Below are 21,290 nucleotides of genomic sequence, written 5' to 3' on the forward strand. Positions count from 1 at the left end.
GCTCCGGAGCATCCGGAGGCTTGGTTCTCCGGCCGTCCGGCTCCCGCTGGCGGGTTCCCGGTCGACCTGTGGAGAAGTTATCGAGGGCTGGACGGGGGGTCGATGGGCACGGGTGCCCATGCCTCCCCCCGGGTGCTTCAGCCCGAGTCCGTGGCGATCTGCAGCTTCACCGACCGGCCGCGACCGATGAGGAACCCCCGGCCGGGCGGAAGATCCGCGCGGCGGATCCTGCCGAGTGGAGTGCCGAGAAGCGTGTCGCCGTCCGTCTCGCCGGGAACGACCAGGAGGCCTCGCCTGCCCGCCTTGAAGGGCTGCGCGAGCGTGTAGGACTGGCTCCATGTCGACGACTCCCCTTCGCCGACCACGAAGACGCCGGCCCGGACACCGGCTCGCACGAGCCGGTCGAGCGCCATCTCGGCCTCGGTCCCGGTGAAGTCGGTGAGCCCCTCGATCACGAGGGCGCTGCCCGCCGGCCCGAAGCGTCCGAGCTCGATCTCGCTGGTGAGCGAATCGGCCGCCGCCGCGACCTCGGGGACCCCGACGACGCTGGCACTCCAGGCGGGCCTGGCCCCGAGACCGGACCGCCGAGAGGCGAGGTGGACGACGCGCGCTCCGCGCCCGCCTCGCCGCAGTGCCGCAGCGAGCGAGGCGAGCGCGGTCGTCCGTCCTCCCCCCGGCGACCCTGCGACCAGGAACGCACCGGAGGCGTCCACTCCGATCGGGGCGAGATCCTCGTCGGCGAGTCCGATGCAGACGCCGGACGATGCGACGGCCGGCAGGCCGGCAAGAGGTACGACCTCCGGGAGGCGCTCGACGGGCGAAGCCGCCACAGCGCCCTGCCGGCGCATCGCGTCGGCCAGGCTGGCGATCTTGCGGGCCTGGATGGCCACGTTCGACTCGCCGCCGAGCACGGCGATCTGCACCTCGCTGCCCTCGCTCACGCCGCGTCCCGGCGGCGAGGTGGCGGAGAGCACGTCCTTGGGCACGCCTAGCAGCAGGTAGTCGTCCTCGGCGGCGAGGCGGAGCACGACGCGGCGCTGGATGGTCGAGTTGAGCGAGGTGGGCACCGAGTTGGGACGGTCGCCCGCGACGACGATGTGGATCCCGAGCTGCCGCCCGTCGGTCGCGATCTGCGTGAAGACGCTGAACCAGGCACTGGTGCCGGCGTACTCGTAGGCCTCCCGGAAAGCGCCGATGCCGTCGACGAGCAGCAGGATCCGCGGTTCGTCTGGGCGATCCGCGAGCCGGCGGTACTCCCCGATCGTCGAGGCGTCGACGGCGCCGAAGCGCTCGGCGCGGCCGGCGACGAGGTCGCGGAGCATCCGGAGCAGGCGCACGACCCGCTCGTCGTCGTCGCCGCGGACGATCGCGCCGACGTGCGGCAGGTCGTTGAGCATCTGCAGGCCGTTGGCGCCGAAGTCGAGGCCGTAGACCTGCACGGGGCCTCCGCGCGGCGTCACGGCCGCCGCGACCGCGATCGAGCGCAGGGTCGTCGACTTCCCCGAGCCGCCGGTGCCGAAGACTGCCATGTTGCCGTCGCGGTCGGGCTCGTAGAAGACGGTCGGCTGGCTCTGCGTCTCCGGGCTGTCGACGACCCCCAGCAGCAGGCGGTCGTCGGTGCGCGGGTGCGGCAGCTTCGAGAAGTCGTAGGCGGGGGCGAGCTCGTCGAGCCAGGGCTTCCGCGGTGCGGGGACGCGCGCGTCGGCGGCCGCCCGGCCGATCGTCGCCACCATGCGGGCGATGTCCGTCGGACCGGGGTCCCCGGTCTCCTCCGCCTCGACCGCGCTCTGCTCCCAGGCGGTGCCGGAGCCGAAGGCCATCTCCTCGATGTCGATCCGGGGCGGCGGCGCCTCACCGGTGGTCCGCCCGCCGGCGTAGCCGGTCTGGAAGCCGGCGATCCTGCCGGGCCCCGTCTTGGCGGCCCCGCGCCCGGGGATGCCGGGGTCGAAGGAGGCCGCCATCGGCGTGCCCAGGATGTCGGTCGAGTCGTCGGCGTCCGCCATCCGCAGGGCGATGCGGAGGTTGGTGTTCGCGCGCAGGTTGTCCTTGATGACGCCCGCCGGCCGCTGCGTCGCGAGGATCAGGTGCAGACCGAGCGAGCGGCCGCGCTGGGCGACGTCGACCACGCCGTCCACGAACTCCGGCACCTCGTTCACCAGCGCGGCGAACTCGTCGACGATGATCAGCAGGCTCGGCGGGGTCTCCGGGTCGCCGGTCTTCTCGAGCGAGACGAGGTCCTTCGCCTTCTTGCGGTTGAGCAGGTGCTCCCGGTAGCGCAGCTCGGCGCGGAGGCTGGTCAGCGCCCGGCGGACGAGGTGCGGCGAGAGGTCGGTGACCAGGCCGACGGTGTGCGGCAGCTGCACGCAGTCGGCGAAGGCCGCGCCGCCCTTGTAGTCGACGAAGAGGAGGGCGACGCGGTCGGGGCTGTAGGCGGACGCGAGGCCGAGCACCCAGGACTGCAGGAACTCCGACTTGCCGGCTCCCGTGGTCCCGCCGACGAGAGCGTGCGGTCCCTGGCTGCGCAGGTCGAGGTAGAACGGCTCGGTGCCGGCCGAGCCGACGAGCGCCCGCAGCGATCCGGCCGAGCGGCGCCGCACGGGGGCGGACCCGTCGCGCACGGTGATCGACTTGCTCTCGCGCCAGCGGTCGATGACCGCGCCGGACGCGGCGATCAGCTCGGGACCCGCCAGTGCGGCGTAGGCGACCTCTCGCGGCAGGTCGGAGGAGTCCTCGACCGGGACTCCGCCGTCGACGACGGGCGAGAGGGAGCGCGCGAGCGCGAGGGCCGTGCTCGCGTCGACCGTCTCGAAGACCACCGGATGCGAGTGCTCGCCGAGCCGGACCTGCCCGGTCGTCGCGGGCGAACCCGGGTCGGCGACGAGCAGGAAGCTGCGGGCGGCGGCGGGGAGCTCGGCGATGCTCGCGGAGCACCACAGCACGTGGACGCCCGCGTCCGGCCCGCGCTCGGCCAGCCGGATCAGCCGGGCCCGGTCGACGGGAGCGTCGTCCTCGACGACCACGATCACCGCGGGCGTCACGGGATCTGGCAGGCGGTCGGCCTCCTCGGGGCCGACCGAGCCGCGCAGGGCGGGCCCCTCCTCGCGCCGCTCCTCGACGAGCTCCTCGAGCCGGGACAGCAGCGATGCGCCGGATCCGGGGTTGTCGGCGAGGTGCTCCCCCGCGAGGGGCGAGTGCACCGAGCCGGTGTGCGGCAGCCACTCCAGCCACGACCAGGTCGGGCGCGAGGCGGGCGAGGTGAGCGCCGCGACGGCGAGCTCGGCCGGCGAGTGCGTGCCGACCAGCTGCACGGCGATCGCGCGGGCGACATCGGCGCGGACGGCGGCCGGCCCGGCGATCCCGAGCGCACCGCTGCTGCGGAGCTCGGCGACGACGGGAACGCCGTGCACGAGGCGGTGACGCTCGACGGTCGCGGCCAGCTCGCGGAGGAACTCGGGCTCGGTGTCGTTGCCCGCGGTCTGCTCGATCCGGCAGCGGGAGGGGAGCGAGCCGACGCCGAGCCGCACCGCGAGGAAGCCGCGGTGCTCGGGGCGGTGGGTCCAGAGGTCCTCGCCGCGCTGGGCGATCGCGGTGACCGCGTCGGCGGCCGACGGCTGCTCGGCGAGGCGGACGGCCCGCTCGACGGCCTGCGCGGCCCGGACGTCCTCCTCGAGGGCCTCGAGCGAGCGGGAGAACGCGGCGACCTGCGCCTTCCGGGTCCGCCGCGCGGTGACGGTGTGATCGATCCAGGTGCCGATCGCGAGCAGCGGGCTGAGGGCGACGAAGATCACGCTCAGCAGCTGCTGCGTGAGCACGTAGAGCACGGCGCCCATGATCAGCGGGGCGACGAGCGCGAGCAGCGGGAACCGCTGGGGCGTCGGCCGGGACGGCGGCGTCGGGGCGGGGAGCACGCGCTCCTCGAACCGCACGACGACCCGCGGCGAGCGGGTGAAGTCGATCACCGGAGTGGTGGGCGGGGCGCCGCCGAGGCGGGCGAGCGGAACGACGCTCATGGCGCTGTCGCCGATCACGACGACGTCGGCCGGGGTGAGCATCGCCCGCTGCACGAGCCGCCCGCCCATGCTGAGGCCGTTCGCGGAGTTGGTGTCGATGATCTCCACCGTCTCGCCGATGCTCACCCTCGCGTGCCGCTTGGAGATCAGGGGATCGGAGAGCCGCACGTCGACCCCGCGCTCCCGGCCGAGACGGCTGGTGCCGGCCGGGAGCGGGAACTCCCGGCCGGCGTCGGGGCCCGAGAGCACGCGCAGCACGGCGACCGCCGGGCCGCGGTCCCGGTCGGCGCCGTCCGCGGCGGCGGCCCGCGAGATCTGCACGGTCCCCCCGGAGCGGATGCCGGCCTCCACGATCGCGAGATCGGGGTGGATCGAGCGCGGGCGGTCGAGGCCGCTCGCGCCGAGGACGTCGAGGGTGACCGGTCCGCCGCCGCCGGATCCCGCGTGCTCGCGGTCGGTCCGCAGCGGGTCGGCCTCAAGCAGGGCCGCGGCCACCGCGCCGACCGAGACGGTCGCATCGACGGTGACGACGACGTCCGTGCTCGAGCCGGAGGCGCGTCGGAGTGTCAGCTTCAGGCGCATCAGTCGGTCCCGTCCTCGTCCGGCTCGTCCTGCGGCGCGTCCAGGAGCGCGAGATCGGCGCGGGTGACCAGTCGGCTGGTGACCGCGTACTCGACCAGGCGGGTGCGGCGGTGGGTGGCCAGCGAGCCGGTCTCGCCGCGCACGCCCTGCACGCCGACGCGGGCGAGCTTCTCGCAGACGTTGTCGAGCTTGCGGTTGAACCGGGCCTGCGTCCAGCCGAGCCGCGCCGCCGCCTTGGCCGAGCTCGGGATCACGCTCGTGCCGGTGCCCTCCCGGCGCAGCATCGGCTCGCAGAGGGCGACGATCAGCAGCCGCTGCGACGCCGTGAACGGGGTCACGCCGATCGTCGTCGCCCCGGTGAGGGCGCGCGGTGCGAGCACGGAGTCGAAGGTCGGCCTGCTCGAGTACAGCGTCAGCTCGTAGGTGGTCGGACCGGCCGTGAACACCACCATCGTCGTGCCGAACACGATCGGCAGGCGGCTGCCGGGTGAGAGCCAGGCCTGGATGCCGCCCGAGCCGTCGGTGACGGTCGCCGACAGCCGGCTCCCGACGTTGCAGAGCCACCAGAGACCCTCGGCGCGGACGACCTGCAGGAACCGCCGGTGCAGGAACGGATTGTCGTCGAGGTCGAGGGCGCCCTCCCGGCCGATCTCGAAGGGCTCGTCGCCGAGCGGGAACCACTCGCCGCAGAACTCGACGCTCAGCTCGGCGTCGGCGACGACCGGCATCGGCACGGACCCGCTCACGGCGCGCACGCCGTCGTCGGGGCCGAGGCGCGGCCGCTCTGGCGGAGCAGCGTCACCTCGAGGCAGGTCTGTCCTGAGGCATCGGCGGGGACCGTCACGGTGCTCTCCTCCTGCGTACGGGGATCGGGGATCGAGCCGGTGCCGGCCGGAGCCCAGAGGAAGCGGTCGCCGTCCTCCGGCTGCGGGTTGGTCCAGGTGAAGACGACGCCGTCGGCACCGACCGCGCCGGTGAGTCCGGTGACGGCGGGGACGTCGACCCGGCCGACCGGATCGGCGGGAGCCTCGGGCGCCGTGGTGCGGCGGGGGTCCGCGGTCGAGGTCGGCATCGCCGCGACCAGTGCGGCCCCGCCCGCGACGGAGGCGGCGGCAAGCACCGCGATCCCGGTGATCACGAGCGGCCGGCGACGGCGCGCGGGTGCCGGTGCGCTCCGCGGCGGCTCCTGGACCGGCGCGCGGGGCTCCGACAGCGGAGCCGGGGCGACGAAGGAGGCGGCGGACCCGCGCGCCATCGTCCGCTCCAGGTCGAACGCCGGGACGCCGGAGATCTCGGCGAGCGCCGGCGCGGCCGCGCGAGGAGCGACGGGTCGCGGCACCGGATCGATGCTGACGATGCCGCGGATGCGGGTGTTGCCGTCGTCCTCCTCCTCCACCCGCTCCTGCGGCAGGGCGTCGTCGAGCACGTCGGCCGTGGTGACGGCGAGGGAGAGCTCGACCTGGATCCGCTGCAGGGCGCGGCCGAACTCGAGGGCGGTGGTGAAACGGCCCTGCGGCGCCTTCGCCATGCTGATGGCGAGCACCCGGTCGAGCGAGGCCGGCGCGTCGGCGCGCCCGAGCGGCGGCAGCGGCGCCGAGCGGATCCGCTCGATCAGCTCGTGCGAATTGATCGAGCGCCCCGGCAGCTCGAACGGCGAGCGCCCGGCCAGCAAGGAGTAGACGGTCGCGCCGAGGGCGTAGACGTCGAGGGCGACCTCGTTCGGGATCTCGGCGCCGAACGCCTCGGGGGGCGACCATGGGATCGACAGTCCTGCGAGGTCGGCGGAGCCGTCCAGGAGCGCTCCGGCGATGCCGAAGTCGGTGAGGGCCGGCCGGTCGTAGGCGGTCACGAGCACGTTGGCGGGCTTGATGTCGCGGTGCAGGATGCCCGCGCGGTGCACGGTCTCGACCGCGCCGGCCACCTGGATGCCGATGCGCAGCGCGTCGGCGACGGCCAGCCGGCCGCTCTTCAGCCGGACGGCGAGGTTGGGGTTCGGGCAGTACTCCATCGCCAGGTAGGGCCGGCCGTCGGCGGCGATGTCGGCCTGGTAGATGGTGACGATCGACGGGTGCGTCGAGAGGGAGGCCATCAGGTTCGCCTCGGCCTCGAACGCGTCGCGCTCGCGATCCGTCGTCAGGCCTGCGCGGAGCACCTTGATCGCGACGGTGCGCCGGGGGCGGGCCTGCTCGTAGAGGAAGACGTCGGCGAAGCCGCCGGAGCCCAGCGGCCGCTGGAACTCGAAGCCCTGGATCGCGGGGGGCGGGGACGACCGCGGCGCGCTCATGCCTGCTCTCGGATCGTCACGGTGACGCCGTCGCCGAGGTCGAGGACGTCGCCGCCGGCGAGCACCATCGACTCCGACCCGGTGAGCCGCACGGGCACCTGCCCCGAGCGGAGCAGGAGCGTGCCGTTCACCGACGCCAGGTCGCGGACGACGACGAACCGGCCCTCCGCGCGGACCTCGACGTGGCTGCGCGAGATGTCCTGGAGCGGGCTCGGCACGGTGATCAGCCGCGGCAGCTCGTGCGCGGCCACGCGGCCCGCGGAGGGGCGCCGGCCGATCACGACGGGACGGTCGAGCTCGACGACGTCGCCGGTGGAGAGCTCGAGGCGGGCGATCGCGCTCGTCGGCGTCGGCGTCGCCGGGGCGGGCGCGAGGGCGCGCAGCTCGGCGATCGAGATCGTGTGCCCGTCGTGGTCCCCGTCTCCGACCTCCGGAGACGGCGACGCGGCCGGGACGAGGTCGATCAGCCCGTGCTCGTCCTCCGGCTCGCGGATCGCGGCGTCCTCGACGACCCGGGCGACGGTCTCGCCGAAGAGGTGGTCGTACTCGTCGTCGGCGGCGCGGACCGTGTCGGAGACGGGCACGCGGGTCTCGTCGTGGCCGAGGGGGGCGGCGGCGGGCTCGGGCGCGGCGGCCGGCGCGGAGACGGCGGGCGGCGCCGGAGCCGCAGGGGGCGCGGCGGCGGGCGGGGCGGAGTAGCCCCACTCGTCGAGCTCGCCGGTCTCGGCCGCGGGCTCGGCGGCGGGGATCCGCCCGACCGACGCCGGGTCCGCGTCCTGCGGCTCGACGACCACCGGATCGACGACGACCGGCTCGACGAGCACCGGCTCGACGGTGACCGGCACCGCGACCACCGGCGCCACCACGACCGGGACGGCCTCCTCGGCCGGCGGCGGCGCGGCGGGAGCCTCGACGGCAGCGACCCCGACGACCTGCGGCTCGACGATCGCCGTGTCGACGACCGGCACGACCTCGACGACCGGCTCCTCCTCGGTCGGATCCGCCACGTCGCCCACCTCCGCGCCGACCGGCCGGGCTTCGAGGGTCGCGCCCCGGAACGTCGCCGTCAGCCGCGAGCAGAGCACGACCCCGCTGCCGATCGGCAGGCTCAGCGCCGCCCCGCGCCGGCCCGCCTTGACGCGCAGGCTGATCGAGACCGGAGCGGCGATCATCCGCTCGTTCCAGGTGGTCACCCCCTCGCCGGAGAGTGCGACGACGGGCGCGTCGTCGCCGAGCTCCTCGATCACCTCGACGAGCAGATCGCCGCGGACCGCGACCCGCGACAGGTCGTCCTCGAGGGAGACGACGGCGAACGGCGGGAGCGCCAGCAGGCCGGCCCCGAAGACTCCGGTGAGCGACTCGAGCACGCCCGCGAGGCCGCGGCCCGCCGCGAAGGCCTCGGAGACCTGCTTGACGCCCTCCTCGCCCAGCACGTCGGGCAGCAGCGCCATCCCGCGGTCGGAGACGACGCCGAACCAGCGGCCGGGTCGATAGCGGATCTCGGTCACGGGCGAGCCCCCTCGGTGTCGGGAGTGCCGGCGACGAACGGTGCCGCGACGATCTCGCGCGTGACGATCGCGCGCGGCACGGTGTCGTCGCTGACGGCGGTGGCGAGCGGCAGCCGGTCGCTCGGCACGGTGCGATCGAGGTCGTCGCCGGCGCTGACGGCCGTCGCGTCGATGACCAGCACGGTCAGGTTGTCGCGGCCGCCGTGGAGGAGCGACTCGTGCAGCAGCCGGGTGGCCGCGGCCTGCGGGTCGGCCTCGTCGCGGAGGACGAGAGCGATGCGGGCGTCGTCGAGCTCGGTGGTGAGCCCGTCGGAGCAGACCAGCATCCGGTCGCCAGTCGCGGCGGGGAGCAGCCAGAAGTCGGGCGCACCGGCGCTGCCCGCACCCAGCGCCCGGGTGATCACGTTGCGCTGCGGGTGGGTCTGCATCCCGGAGGCGTCGAGCTCGCCCGCCTCCACGAGCTCCTGCACCACCGAGTGGTCGACGCTGACCTGCTCGAGGGCGCCGTGCGCCATGCGGTAGGTGCGGGAGTCGCCGAGGTTGAACACGAGCCAGTAGCCCAGGTCCTCGATCTCGGCGATGGCCAGTCCGCTGACGGTCGTCCCGGCGCTGCGCTCGGTGCTGAGGGCCAGCTCCGCAATGCGGACCTGGGCGCCGGCGAAGCACTCCTCGATCTCGGAGACGCGGACCGTGTCGTGGCCGACCAGACTGCGGAACGCGTCGACGGCGATCGCGCTGGCGACCTCTCCGGCGTCGTGCCCGCCCATGCCGTCGGCGACGACGAAGACCGGGGGTTCCGCGACGTGCGAGTCCTCGTTGATCGCCCTTTTCATCCCGCGGTCGGTGGCGCTGCCCCACTGCACGGCGATCGGGCTGCCCGCAGCGCTCATGCCCACTCCACCGCCGCCGTGCGGTCGCCGAAGGTCAGTGTGGCGCCGACGGGCACCGCGGCGCGCCCGCCGGGCGGCACCGGGGTCGCCGTGCCGTCGATCACGACCCCGGTCCCGTTGGTCGAGTGCCGATCGATCACCGAGAGCTCGTCGCCGAGGAGCTCGAGCCTCGCGTGCGTCTTCGAGATCGAGCGGGTCGTGTCGGCGAGCGCCACCAGCTCGCCCGCGGCCTCGCCGGTGCGCGGCGCGGGGTTGCGCCCGACGAGCGCGGAGTCGGAGACGACAACGACGGTCCCGTCGTCGAAGCGGAGCCGGACCGCGCGCGGGCGCGGCTGCGCGGGGGCGACGGCGCTCATCCGGGTGAGCTCGAGGTCCTCCGGCTCGTGCGCGGGGGCGCTCGGACGGGCCGGAGCCGAAGCGGCGGAGCCGGGCACGGCGGAGATCACGCCGCCTGCGGGCGGTCCCGCGAAGCTCGCCGGCGCGGCGGCCGGCGCGGAGTACACGGCGGGCGCGGCGGTCGCGGGCGCGGAGGCGAGGGGCGCGGAGTACGCAGCGGGAGTGGCAGCGGCGACGGACGACTCCGCTGTCGCACGCGGAACGACCGGCTCGTCGAGGTCGGCCACCACGGCCACCGACGAGGTCGGCACCGGCGCCTCCCGCACGGACGAGACGGGACGCAGGGCGCCCGCCGAGCGGGTGTCGATCATCCAGGTGCCCGTGGCCTGGTCGTGCCAGCCGCGGTTCTCCCCCGAGGTGTCGAACAGCGGCGAGAAGTAGCCGACGATGATCGCGGCGCAGAGGTTGAAGACGACGTTCCGGCCGGCCGCCTTCCAGAATCCGAGCGGTTCCCCGCTGTCGTAGCGCACGAGGCGCAGACCGAGCATCCGCATCCCCGGGGTGCCCCGCCCGCCCTGCGCCTTCGTGTAGAAGAGGCCGAAGGCGAGGATCAGAACGGTCGGCCCGAACGCTCCGAAGTACGCGATCGCGCTGTAGGCGCCGGTCGTGGAGGCCGTCTGCCAGAGCGCCCAGGTGAGGAGCCAGACGATCACGTAGGAGAGGAAGAACCAGACGCCGACGATGACACTGTCCAGCAGGTAGGCCCCGACCCGGGGGCCGAGCGCGGCCGGAACGCCGAACGGCACGGCCGCCGTCCGGCGCGGAGTCCCGGCGCTGAGGGCCGCCGCCCCGCAGCCGCGGCAGAACGCCGCGCTCGCGTCCATCGTCGTCGAGCAGCGCGAGCACACCCAGCCGGACGTCGTCGTGTCAGTCATGGAGATCCTCGTTCCTCGCGGGTCGCCCCGTCGTGTTCGTCCGGGCGCCGCGGGCGGCGGTGGTGGCGCGAGTCAGCCAGGCCGGCCGCAGGGAGCGCAGGGACAGGCGCGCCCGGAGCCGCCGCCAGGGCGAGACGGTGGCGTGCAGCTCCGCGACGAGCGCGTCGGTCTGCTCCCAGAAGGCGGCGACCTCGGCGTCGACCGGATCCAGCGGCCCGAAGACCGCGGCATCGGCCCGCCGGGCCAGGACCGCCACCCCTGCGCTCGGGTACTCGGAGTGCAGCAGAGCCGCGTCCTCGAGGCGGGTGGCTCCGGCCGGGACGACGGTCCCCAGGTCGGCGGCGCGGTCGAGCACCTCGTCCCAGCCGCCGCTGATCCGGTCGGCCGCATGCTCGGCGCCCACCCGCGCCCGGCGGCGTCGGCGCTTGAGGGCCGCGATGAGCAGCGCGGGGCCGAAGAGCAGCGCCGCCAGGCCGACGGCTCCGCCGGCGACCGCGAGCACGACGCCGATCCAGCCCAGGTCCGGGCCCCGGTCGTCCTCGGTCTCGTCCTCCTGGACCACGTCCGGCGGCACGACGGCCGGCTCCTGCGGGGGCGGCGGCGGCTGGAGGACCTGGGCCTTCGGCTGGGCCGCCGGCTCGGGCTGCTGATCCTGCAGGATCTGCTCCTTCGGCGGCGTGGGATCGAAGGCCACCCAGCCGTGCTCCGCGAACGCGACCTCGACCCACGCGTGCAGGTCGTCGCCGGTGATCGCGACGTCGCCGGAGAGATCCGACCCGGCCGCCGGGTAGTAGCCCATCACCACGCGGGCCGGGAGACCGAGCTCGTCGACCATCAGCGCCATCGTGGTCGCGTAGTGCTCGTCGTCGCCGACCATCCCCCTCTCGTCCGTGAGCAGCAGCTGCAGCCGCTCCGAGCCGTGACCGGGGCGGGACTCCGCCTCGCCCTCGAGGCCGTGGCTGAAGTAGCCCTGCGTCGAGAGCGTGGTCGCGATCGCCCGCACCTGGCTGAGCGCGGTGGTCGCCTCACCCACCGAGGCGAGCGTCGCGTCGGTGAGCGCCTCCGGGACGTCGACCGGCGTCGGCACGGTGACGGGTGCCGCGACGGCGTCGGCGAGCTCCTCGTCGCTCGGCACCGGGGGGAGGGTCGTGGTCAGCGTGTAGGAGTCGCCGGCCGCGAGCCGCGAGGTCACGACCGCGACGCCGGTCTCGTCGTTGTAGTGCAGCGATCCGCTCAGCGCCTCGGCCCGCGGCCCGGCGAACTCGATCGACGACGGGTAGCCCGCGTCTGGCAGCCAGACTCCGCCGAGGTCCGCCGCGGTGAAGCGGAGCACGGCCGGCGTGCCCTCGTGCTCGCCGGCGATGGTGCTGCCGACGCGGGCGAAGCTGCCGGAGCCGCCCCCGCCGCCGGTCACGTCGAAGACGGTCCCGGTGTACGCGTCCATGGTCGCGAGGCGCACCCGCACGCCCTCCTGCAGGCCCGACACCGTGAACAGGGTCGCGTCCTTCTGATCGCGGACGGTCTTGCGGAAGGAGGCGAGCGGCGTCGGGTAGTCGTCGAGGTCGAACGGCGGCACGATGTCCTCGCGGAGAGTCGAGCGCGACCCGGCCGGGGCGACGGCGCCGGCGGAGACGCCGACGACTGCGGCCGCGAGCGCCAGGACGAGGGCGCCGGAGCCGATCCGGCGCAGCCGCAGCTGACGGACCGCGGAGGGGTCGACCGCCCCGTCGCCGCCGGCGGCGGAGGTCTGCGCCGACTGGCGGCGCCAGGCCGCCCAGGCCAGCCCGACGACGCCGAAGGCGATCGCCTGGGCGAGGGGCGCGACGGCGTCCGCGGTGCCGAAGAGGATCGAGACGAGCACCAGAGCCGCGGCCGGCACGAGCGCCCAGACCGGGCGCGGGGCGCGCAGGGCGATCGTCGCCGCGACGACGGCGCAGACCAGCGCGGCGCAGAACGGCACGACGAGCAGCTCCGGGAAGCCGTTCGCCGGCGGCTCGACGGTGAGCAGGCTCTTCCACGAGGTGACCAGCGCGGTCGCGAGGCCCAGGAGGCTCTCCGGGCTCGGGATGCCGCCGAGGAGGCCCGCGGAGCGGAACGCCGCCGCGGTGCCGACGAGGGAGTAGGCGGCGGCGGTCACCGCGGTCGTCGTCAGCAGGCCCCAGCGGGCTCGCGCCGCGAGGGCGCCGACCGCGAGACCGGCGACGATCCCGAGGCCGCCCGCGACGAGGTGGTCCGCGCCGGCGAAGACCCGGCCGAAGCCGACCGCGCCGACGGCGAGCAGCACCGCGAGGGCGACCAGATCGACGGCGACGGCCGCCGGTGCCCGGCCCCTCACGCGGCACCTCGCCGCACGGCCGCCGGCAGCTCCTCGAGAGCCGGGACGCTGAGCAGCGCGAGCTCCCCGATGCTGCGGCGGGCGGCGGGCCGATCCTCGTCGCAGCTCACGCCGATCACGCGCGCGTCGGGAGGCAGCTGCCGGGCCGCCGAGCGGAACCGCGGTGCCGTCACCTCCGAGCCGACGACGAGGATCACGACCGACGCCTGCGGCACCGAGCGGACGAGCGAGCGCGACAGGCCGACGAGGTCGCCCCTGCTTTGCCCGAGCTCCACCCCGGAGAGGTCGTCGAGCAGACGCTTGCCCAGGCCCGCGTGCAGCGACCGGCCCTGCACGAGCACGCTGAGCTGCTGCCCGTCGCGCAGCGCCTGGAGGCCGAGGGAGGCGCAGCTGGAGACAGCGAGCTCGAACTGGTCGTCGTCGCGGTAGTCGGCGGGATCGAGGGAGAGGCCGATCGCGAGGTGCGAGCGGCGCGTCTCCTCGAACTGGCGCACCATCAGCGTGCCGGTGCGCGCCGTCGTCTTCCAGTGCACGTAGCGGCGGTCGTCGCCGGGCGCGTAGGCGCGGAGGGCGTGGAAGGAGACGTCGTTGTTGGAGAGCTCCGGGGCCGGCCGGCCCTCGAGGTCCTTGAGGAAGCCCGAGGACGAGCCGCCGACGGCGACGGTGCGCGGGTGCACGAAGAGGTCGCCGGGCACGGTGTGCGGCACGACGCGGCGGAAGAGCCCGAGGCCGTCGCCGCGGACCGAGCGGACGGGTCCGACGCGGATCACGCCGCGCCGCGCCGTCGGGATGGTGAACAGCTCCTCGTGCACGGCCGCCGCCTCCAGCCGCGGGAGCGGGAACACCGCCAGGCCGCCGCCGACCGGCAGCTCGACCCGCGCGGGCAGGAGCGAGCGGGCCGAGGCGTTGCGCACCTCGACGCGGCCGACCGCCCGCTCCCCCGCGACCACCCGGGTGGCCGCGAGATCGAGGTCGACGGAGTAGGCGGAGCGCCCGATCATGAACGGAGCGGCGGCGACCAGCACCGCCAGCGCCAGGACCGCGAGCAGGACCAGCTCGCTCCAGCCCTGCACCGCGCCGACGATCCAGGCGAGGCCGGCCAGCGCGAGGAGGACCCAGGCGAACGAGGTCGCCACCGCGACCACGGGCACGGCGCGGGCGCGGACGGGCGCGAGCAGCACGCCGGCCGTCTCGACCACGTGGCGCGACCGCTCGACGGCGGCGCCCGCGCGTCGCGCGAGCCCCTCCCTCCGGAGCACTCCGATCCCGGTCATGCCGCTTGACGCTCCTGCGGCGCGGCGACCTCGGCGAGCACGCGCCCGAGCACGCCGTCGGCCGTGGCGCCGGCGAACTCGGCCTCGGGATCGAGGACGAAGCGGTGCAGCCAGACCGAGGCGACCAGCTGCTTGACGTCGTCCGGCAGCACGTAGTGCCGGCCGTTCGCCGCCGCCCAGACCTTGCAGGCGCGGATCAGCGCCATCGAGCCGCGGACCGAGACGCCGATCCGCGTCTCCGGCGCCGAGCGGGTGGCCTCGGCGAGCTGCACGACGTAGCGCAGCACGGCGCCGTCGACGTGCACGGTCGCCGCGAGGTCGGCCATGTCGGCGACGGCCTGGGTCGTGATGATCGCGCGCAGCCCGGCGGAGGGGTTGCGCTCCCCCGCACCCGCCAGGATCCGCTCGGCGGACGCCGCGTCGGGGTAGCCGATCGAGGTCTTGATCAGGAAGCGGTCCAGCTGCGCCTCGGGCAGGCGGTAGGTGCCGGCCTGCTCGATCGGGTTCTGCGTGGCGATGACGAGGAAGGGCCGCCCGACCTCGTGGCCGACGCCGTCGACCGTGACCCGCGACTCCTCCATCACCTCGAGCAGCGCCGACTGCGTCTTCGGCGAGGCGCGGTTGATCTCGTCGGCGAGCACGATCGACGCGAAGATCGGGCCGCGGTGGAAGTCGAAACGGCTCGACTTCTGGTCGTAGATGGTCACTCCGGTGACATCGCTGGGCAGCAGGTCGGGCGTGAACTGGATCCGGTTGCTGGTGCCCTGCACCGTCGCCGCGATCGCCTTCGCGAGGCTGGTCTTGCCGGTCCCCGGTGCGTCCTCGAGCAGCACGTGCCCCTCGGCGAGCATCGCCGTGAGCACGAGCGAGACCACCTCGGACTTGCCGAGCACGGCCTGCCCGACGTTCTGCACGAGCTTCTCGAACGTGGCGGCGAACCAGCCGGCCTGGTCGGGTGTCATGGTCATCAGTGCGATCCCTCTTCTCGGTGCCGACGCGGGGTCAGCACGGTCCCATTCCTGCTTCGCTGCCGTTGACGGTTCCGCGGGCGACATACCAGCCGTCGTCCAGCCGGTACCAGCGGTTGTCGCCGCCCGCCGTCTTGTTCCGCCAGTCGGCATAGCAGTAGACGGTCAGGTCGCCCTTCACCCAGCGGCTGCTGCACGACGGGCCGTCCGGGCTGTAGTGCAACTTGCTGTTGTCGCTGTCCTCGAGGCACGAGTTGACGGGGGCGTTCACGACCCAGCTGGTCTGCGCGGGCGGCGGTGGCGGCGGCGGCGCCGCTGCGGTGTAAGCGCCTCGTCGCTCGATGGCGGACTGCTGACCCTTCTCGTCGACGACGTACGCGTCGACCGCGTGGTACTGGTCGTAACCGTCGCCGAGCCGGATCGTCTGCACGGTCGGGTCGTAGCGCTTGTATTGCTGTTTTCCGTCGGTATCGATCCAGAGATCGGTGATGCGGCGTCCGTTCGGCGAGGGAGGGGTCACGACGTAATCGATCGACGTCCCGTTGACAGTCGCGACGATGGTCGGCATTCCGGGCAGACCATAGGGCGCGAGCCTCGCGGTAGGACTGCTCCACTCGCCCGGATAGGAATTGCCGTCGACTGTCGCAATAGCGCGGACTCGGACCTGATAGGAATTGTTGTTCGAGATCCCCTGCGTGAGCGTCGGCGATGCCGGACGGTCGATTTCATCCCCGTTCAAGTCGTAGTAGTAGACGATCTCTCCGGCACTGGCCCCGTTGCCGCCGCCGGTATTCCAGGCGAAGCCCGTGATCGAGTTGTCGCCCTCACCCGCTGCCGTGATCGTCGGAGTGCCCGGCGTGCCGACAGCCCGTCTCTTCGACGAGTCCACACTGAACTGAGGCGCGGTCTTCTTCGCGTCCGTCGACTTGTTCGTGGCCGCGACCGAGAAGGTGTAACCCGACTCAGAGTTATCCAAGGTGACATTGACGGTGAGATCACCGGTAGTGATGGTCCGGTCGACGGCACCGTTCGTCTTCACCTGCAGCACATAGCCGGTCAGCGCCTCCGCATTCGGTGTCGCCGGCGGGCTCCAAGACACCGGGAGCTGCGTCTGCGTGCCCAACTGCGTCGAGGGGCCGACCTGCGGCGCCGCCGGCGCGCTCGGCGAGCCCGCCGGGCTCATCGACATCGGGCCCGACCAGTCGGAGGGCTCCGGCGAGCGGTTCGACGCCCGCACGGCGACCGTGTAGTTCGAGCCGTTCGTCAGCCCGGTGAGCTGCGTGGTCCGGGTGCCGCCGGGCACCTCGAACAGGTCGTTGCCGGCCCCGCTGAGCTGCACCTCGTACCCCGTCACCGCGGACCCCGGGTTCGCGCCGTCCGCCCACGTCACCGTGAGCGAGCCGTCGCCGTAGTCCAGGCTCGTGATCGTCGGGGCGCCCGGGCGGGCGTCCGGCCGCGCCACGGCCGACGCGGGCGACGCGTCGGACTCGCCGATCTCGTTGGTCGCGGTGACCGTGAAGGTGTACTCGCGGTCGTTGGTGAGGTTCGCGATCGTGCAGGTGGTCGCCGCGCAGTCCTGGCTGCCCCCCGACCACTTCACCGTGTGGCTGGTGATCTCGGCGCCGTTGCTGGCGCCGTCGGACCAGCTGAGCACTACGGTCCGGTCCTGCACCGAGCTGACCGACGGCGTCCCCGGCGCGGCGGGCTTGCCCTGCACCGTGACGCGGATAGTGCCGAACACCCGGCGCTCGGCGTCGCCGGTGGCGTCCGCCACCTGGTAGCGCACCGTCATGGTGCCCACGAAGTCCGCGTTCGGCGTGACGACGACGGAGCCGCCCTGGGCGCTCGCCGTGCCGGTGTCGGCCCCGGAGTCCACGATCGGATCGCCGACCAGCGTCAGCGGCGTCTCGGGGAACGGATTCACGTCGTTCGAGAGCACGTCGACCGTGGTCGGCCGGCCCTGGGGCGCCTTCGCGACGACGTCGTCGTTCGCGACGGTCAGCGGCCGGGTCGACGCGGTCACCCGCACGACCACTGAGCCCTGCACGGGCTGCGTGGTGCCGTCGGTCACGGTGATCGCCAGCGTCTCCTGCGTCCCCTTCGCGACCGACTCGTCGGCTGCGACGGAGAGCACCGAGCCCGACACGGAGGCGGTCATCCCGGTGGGCGCGCCCGTGACGCTGTAGCTCAGCTTCGCCAGGTCGCCCTTGTCCGGGTCACTCGAGAGCGCCCGCAGATCCAGCGTCGACGCGTCCTCGCCGGCCGCGACCTCCATCGCTCCCCCGGCGAACGTCGGCGGCTGGTTCTCCGGCGGCAGCACCGTGATCGGGATGCTCAGCGTCGCCTTCACCCCGGCGGGGTCGTCGGGCCCGGTGCCGTCGGTGACCTCGAAGGTCAGGGCGTCCGAGCCGAAGTAGTCGGGGGCCGCGGTGTAGAGCAGGGTCGACTCGTCCCGGACGAGCACCCCGTCGGCCGAGTGCAGCGCCGACACCCGGTCGGCCTGCGTGAGACGAGCGGTCTTCCCCTCGGGAGCCACAACCCAGTCGGTCAGCGGGATCGTCGCCTGCTCGCCGGCCTTCACCTCGAGCGGCTCGACACCGGGCTTGAGCGAAGGGCCGGTCGAGCTGAGCGCCGGCACCCGGATGAAGGCGGTCGCCACCTGCGAGTCGGCATCGGTCGCCGTGTACGTGAGGAGCTGCGCCTCCTCGCCGGGGGTCACGGTCACGACTCCGCCGGTCCCGACCTCGGCTCCCGCCGGCTCGCCGAGCAGCGCCACCCGGAGCTCGCTCGCGACGCCGTCCGGATCCTCGTCGTTCTTCAGCACGGGCACCTCGACGGTCTGTGCCGTCGTGATCTGCGCGGTCGTGACCGTGTCGTCGCGGGCGATCGGCGGCAGCAGCGCCGCCTCCTCCGCCACCGTCACGAGCAGGCTTCCGACGGCGGTCGCGCCACGCGGATCGCCGACCGTGTACTGGACGGCGTAGTCGCCCTCCGCCTCGGGAGTCGTCACCAGCACGCGGCCGGCCGACAGCCGTGCCGTCACTCCCTCCGGAGCGGTGAGGCCGTCCGCGACCAGCGAGAGCGTGTCGCCGTCGGGGTCGGTGTCGTTCGCGAGCACGTCGACGGCGATGCTGCGCGCGGGCTGCGCGGTCACGACGTCCTTGACGGCGTCCGGCGCCTGGTTCTCCGTCGACGCAGGCGCGATGCCGACCTGGATCGTCGCCGTGCCCCGCTTGCCGAGAGCGTCGCTCACCTCGTAGCGGAAGGTGTCGGTGCCGACGGAATCGTCGAAGGCCGTGTAGGTGAGGTGATCCGCCCCGACCTCGTCGATCCGCCCCTTGCCGGGAGCGCTCGCCTGACCGACGAGCGTCACGCTGTCGCCGTCCGGATCGGTGCCGTCCAGCGGGATCGGGATCGAGACGGTCGTCCCCGAGAGCGTGCGCGCCTCGAGGTTCTCGGGCCGCGGCGGCGAGTTCGCCTCGCGGTTCATCGGCAGGATCTGGATGCTGACGTAGCCTGCGTCCTTCTGGCCCGAGGCGTCGATCGCCTCGTAGGTGACGTAGACCGTCTTCGCGGTGTCGCCCGCCCGGAACCGCAGCCGGTCCTCCGAGACGAACGCGACGCCGTCGGCGGCGTCGGGCAGCGGTGCCACGAGGTCGGGCACCACCGTCAGCAGCCGGCCGCCGGGCGAGACGTCGTTGGCGAGCACGTCGATCGTGACGGTGTCGCCGACGCGCACGGCTGCCGAGTCGTCGGTCGCGATCGGCGGCTCGAGGGTCGCCGGAGCGGGTGTCGGCACCACCAGCACCTCGCCGGTCGTGGTCCCGGTGCCGTTCGAGACGACGTAGCGGAAGGTCACCGGCTCGGTGATCCCCGGCTGATCCGTGACGCGGAGCACCTCGTGCTCGAGGATCGCCACCGCGACACCGGCGCCGGCGTCCACCTTCACCGAGGAGACGACGAGCAGCCCGCCGTTGGGGTCGGAATCGTTCTGCAGCACGTCGACGAGCGCGGTGCCGCCCGAGGGCAGGAGCGCGACGTCGCGCACGGCGACCGGGTCCTTCGCCTCACTGGTCGCCGGGAGGACGTCGACGCGGACGAGTCCCGGGGTCGAGTCCGGTCCGTCGCTCGCGCGGTACTGCAGGTAGTAGCTGCCGGGTGTCGGCGACGTGAAGGTGAAGGTCCCCGCCGTGTAGTCGGGGGTGACGGTCGCGCCGGCGGGCTGCTCGACCTCGGCGAGCAGCAGGGGCGCGCCGGACGGGCTGAGGTCGTTGCCGAGCGGCGCGACCGTCGCGGTCTGATCCGCAAGGGTCGTCACGTGGTCCGGATTGGTCACGGGGACGGTCGAGCCGGGCGCGCGGACGTCCACGTGCAGCACCCCCGCGATCTCGTCGGTGCCGTCCGAGACGAGCAGGTCGACGTCCTTCCGGCCGAGCTCGGCGCCGATCGCGTCGAAGGTGACGAGTCCGTCGGCGGTCGAGCGCACCTGGTCGTCGCTGGTCGATGTCGCAGCGCGGAGGAAGAGCTCGTCGCCGTCCGGATCGATCCAGTCCGGCAGCACGTTGTAGGAGACCGAGGCGCCCTGCTCCAGGAGGATCCGCCCCTCGCGCTTCTGCTCAGGAGGCGCGTTGCTGCCCGCCGGCGTCACGGTCAGCGTGACGACGGCGTCCGCGGTCTGCCCGCGTCCGTCGTCGGCGGTGTACGCGAACGTCGCAGACCCGCTCGCCTCCGGGGGCAGGGTGATCTGCAGGGCGCTGCCGCCGTAGATCGGCGACACCGCGCCCAGTGCGGGCTGCGCCCCGGTCACGGACGCGGTGAGCACGTCCCCGTCCGGGTCGCTGTCGTTGTCGAGCACCGGCAGGATGACGCTGCGCCCGGCGCGCACGCCGAACTCGTCGTCCACGGCGACCGGCGGAGTGTTCTCCTCCGACCGCTCCGGGATCGTGTCCTGCACCTGCTGCTGGGTGCTGGTGTTGTCGTCGTCCTTGGTGGCGTCGTCCTCCGGCGGCGTGACGTCCTCCCAGTCGGAGACCTCCTTCATGTCCTGGTTCACCAGCCAGACGGAGCCCACGGTCAGCTCGTTCAGCACGACCGCGCTGCGATTGACGCGGAAGACCGCCTGCCGGTCGGCGCCGAGGTCCGGCACCTCCTTCGCGACGTCGTCCGCGGTTCCGCCGCAGTCGCGCAGGTACCGCCCCGAGCCGGACCAGGCGGCGTAGGTGCAGCCGTTGACCCGGACCGGCGCGACGGCGGTTCCGGTCCCGCCGGAGTCCACCGTCCGTGCGGCCGAGCCGTCCAGCGGCTGCAGGAGCAGGGCGGCACCGGTCGAGATCGCGACGTCCTCGCCGCCCGTGCTCGGCTGCTGCAGCGTCAGCTCGTCCGCGACTCCGAGCTGCACCGGGTCGTCCCCGTCGATCGACACCGCGCCGCTCCCCGCGTCGAGGAGGACCGGGGTGGAGCCGACGGCGGTGATCGCCGGCGTCGCTCCCTCGGCGAAGCCGGAGACGGCGGAGGTCGAGGGGGCGCCGCCGGTGCGGACCGTGACGAGCTCCTGCTCGCTGGGCGAGTAGGCGAAGACCGTGCCGTCGGCCGCGACTGTGGCCGCCGCATCCGCGCCGAGCTCGGCCGTGGGCTCGTCGGCCTCGACGCTGAACGAGGCGAGCGCGTCGACGGCCCGCACCCAGAGCGCGCCGGTGGCGGCGTCGAGGATCGCCAGCACGCCGCCGCCGAGCACGACCGAGGAGTCGGCGGGCACGGCGACCGCCTCGCCGAGTGCGACCGACGAGGTGTCCACGAGCGAGACGGTCGCGTTGCTCTGGTCGTGGACGACGACGGTGCCCGCCTCCTGCGCGACGTCGAAGCTCGTCCCCTGGGTGCGCAGGGCCGCGTCGAGGACCTCGGAGGGGTAGTTGAGCCGGCCCGCGAGCAGCGCGGTCGGCTTGGTCACCCAGACCCCGGCGTCGTTGAGATCCACGTCCTGGGTGGTCACCCCCTGGTAGAGCACGGCCATCGTCGAGACGACGAGCGCGGCGGCGGTCACCGACGCGACGGAGGCGGCGGAACGGGTGCGGCGGGACAGCCGTGAGAACACGCTCGGACCGTTCCTCTCGGGAGTGGGGGGCGGGGTCGTCCGGTCGGCGGCGGGCCGTCCGGCGGAACGTGCTCATC

At 74.0% G+C, this 21,290-nt stretch carries 10 protein-coding genes; all 10 read right to left on the reverse strand.

Annotation, left to right across the window (positions count from 1 at the left end; translation table 11 throughout):
• Positions 1 to 137: 137 nt before the first annotated feature.
• From C5C37_RS01285 to C5C37_RS01330, 10 genes are read right to left on the reverse strand one after another with little or no spacing between them, the layout of a single operon-like run.
• On the reverse strand, positions 138 to 4,592 hold the full coding sequence (locus tag C5C37_RS01285; protein WP_104222291.1) for an FtsK/SpoIIIE domain-containing protein: 4,455 nt from the start codon (positions 4,590 to 4,592) through the stop codon (positions 138 to 140).
• Positions 4,592 to 5,320: a hypothetical protein gene (locus tag C5C37_RS01290; protein ID WP_104262901.1), complete on the reverse strand. Its 729-nt coding sequence runs from the start codon at positions 5,318 to 5,320 to the stop codon at positions 4,592 to 4,594. Before C5C37_RS01290 ends, C5C37_RS01285 begins: the two co-directional genes overlap by 1 nt.
• A gap of 14 nt (positions 5,321 to 5,334) precedes the next feature.
• Positions 5,335 to 6,876: a serine/threonine-protein kinase gene (locus C5C37_RS01295; protein ID WP_104222289.1), complete on the reverse strand. Its 1,542-nt coding sequence runs from the start codon at positions 6,874 to 6,876 to the stop codon at positions 5,335 to 5,337.
• On the reverse strand, positions 6,873 to 8,384 hold the full coding sequence (locus tag C5C37_RS01300; protein WP_104222287.1) for an FHA domain-containing protein: 1,512 nt from the start codon (positions 8,382 to 8,384) through the stop codon (positions 6,873 to 6,875). The genes C5C37_RS01295 and C5C37_RS01300 overlap by 4 nt, the downstream gene beginning before the upstream one ends.
• Entirely contained in the window at positions 8,381 to 9,274 is an 894-nt protein-coding gene (locus tag C5C37_RS01305) for a PP2C family serine/threonine-protein phosphatase (protein WP_104262868.1), read from the reverse strand. Before C5C37_RS01305 ends, C5C37_RS01300 begins: the two co-directional genes overlap by 4 nt.
• The gene (locus tag C5C37_RS01310; RefSeq protein ID WP_104338297.1) at positions 9,271 to 10,545 is read right to left on the reverse strand and encodes an RDD family protein; all 1,275 of its coding nucleotides are present in this window, start codon (positions 10,543 to 10,545) and stop codon (positions 9,271 to 9,273) included. Before C5C37_RS01310 ends, C5C37_RS01305 begins: the two co-directional genes overlap by 4 nt.
• Positions 10,538 to 12,880, reverse strand: coding sequence for a transglutaminase-like domain-containing protein (locus C5C37_RS01315; protein ID WP_104338298.1), 2,343 nt, complete (start codon positions 12,878 to 12,880; stop codon positions 10,538 to 10,540). Before C5C37_RS01315 ends, C5C37_RS01310 begins: the two co-directional genes overlap by 8 nt.
• On the reverse strand, positions 12,877 to 14,154 hold the full coding sequence (locus tag C5C37_RS01320; protein WP_104262871.1) for a DUF58 domain-containing protein: 1,278 nt from the start codon (positions 14,152 to 14,154) through the stop codon (positions 12,877 to 12,879). Before C5C37_RS01320 ends, C5C37_RS01315 begins: the two co-directional genes overlap by 4 nt.
• Positions 14,151 to 15,122 (reverse strand): MoxR family ATPase, encoded by a 972-nt coding sequence (locus tag C5C37_RS01325; RefSeq protein WP_181074885.1) that lies wholly within the window; start codon positions 15,120 to 15,122, stop codon positions 14,151 to 14,153. The genes C5C37_RS01320 and C5C37_RS01325 overlap by 4 nt, the downstream gene beginning before the upstream one ends.
• A 34-nt stretch (positions 15,123 to 15,156) precedes the next feature.
• On the reverse strand, positions 15,157 to 21,213 hold the full coding sequence (locus C5C37_RS01330) for an Ig-like domain-containing protein (protein ID WP_104346659.1): 6,057 nt from the start codon (positions 21,211 to 21,213) through the stop codon (positions 15,157 to 15,159).
• Positions 21,214 to 21,290 lie beyond the last annotated feature (77 nt).

The sequence above is a fragment of the Rathayibacter sp. AY1F9 genome, assembly GCF_002932155.1.
GTDB lineage: Bacteria > Actinomycetota > Actinomycetes > Actinomycetales > Microbacteriaceae > Rathayibacter.

Excerpts from the sequence above, each read along its gene's own strand:
- C5C37_RS01290 (WP_104262901.1), bottom strand. The coding sequence starts at position 5,320 with ATGCCGGTCGTCGCCGACGCCGAGCTGAGCGTCGAGTTCTGCGGCGAG.
- C5C37_RS01320 (WP_104262871.1), bottom strand. The coding sequence starts at position 14,154 with ATGACCGGGATCGGAGTGCTCCGGAGGGAGGGGCTCGCGCGACGCGCG.
- C5C37_RS01310 (WP_104338297.1), bottom strand. The coding sequence starts at position 10,545 with ATGACTGACACGACGACGTCCGGCTGGGTGTGCTCGCGCTGCTCGACG.
- C5C37_RS01285 (WP_104222291.1), bottom strand. The coding sequence starts at position 4,592 with ATGCGCCTGAAGCTGACACTCCGACGCGCCTCCGGCTCGAGCACGGAC.
- C5C37_RS01325 (WP_181074885.1), bottom strand. The coding sequence starts at position 15,122 with ATGACCATGACACCCGACCAGGCCGGCTGGTTCGCCGCCACGTTCGAG.
- C5C37_RS01295 (WP_104222289.1), bottom strand. The coding sequence starts at position 6,876 with ATGAGCGCGCCGCGGTCGTCCCCGCCCCCCGCGATCCAGGGCTTCGAG.
- C5C37_RS01305 (WP_104262868.1), bottom strand. The coding sequence starts at position 9,274 with ATGAGCGCTGCGGGCAGCCCGATCGCCGTGCAGTGGGGCAGCGCCACC.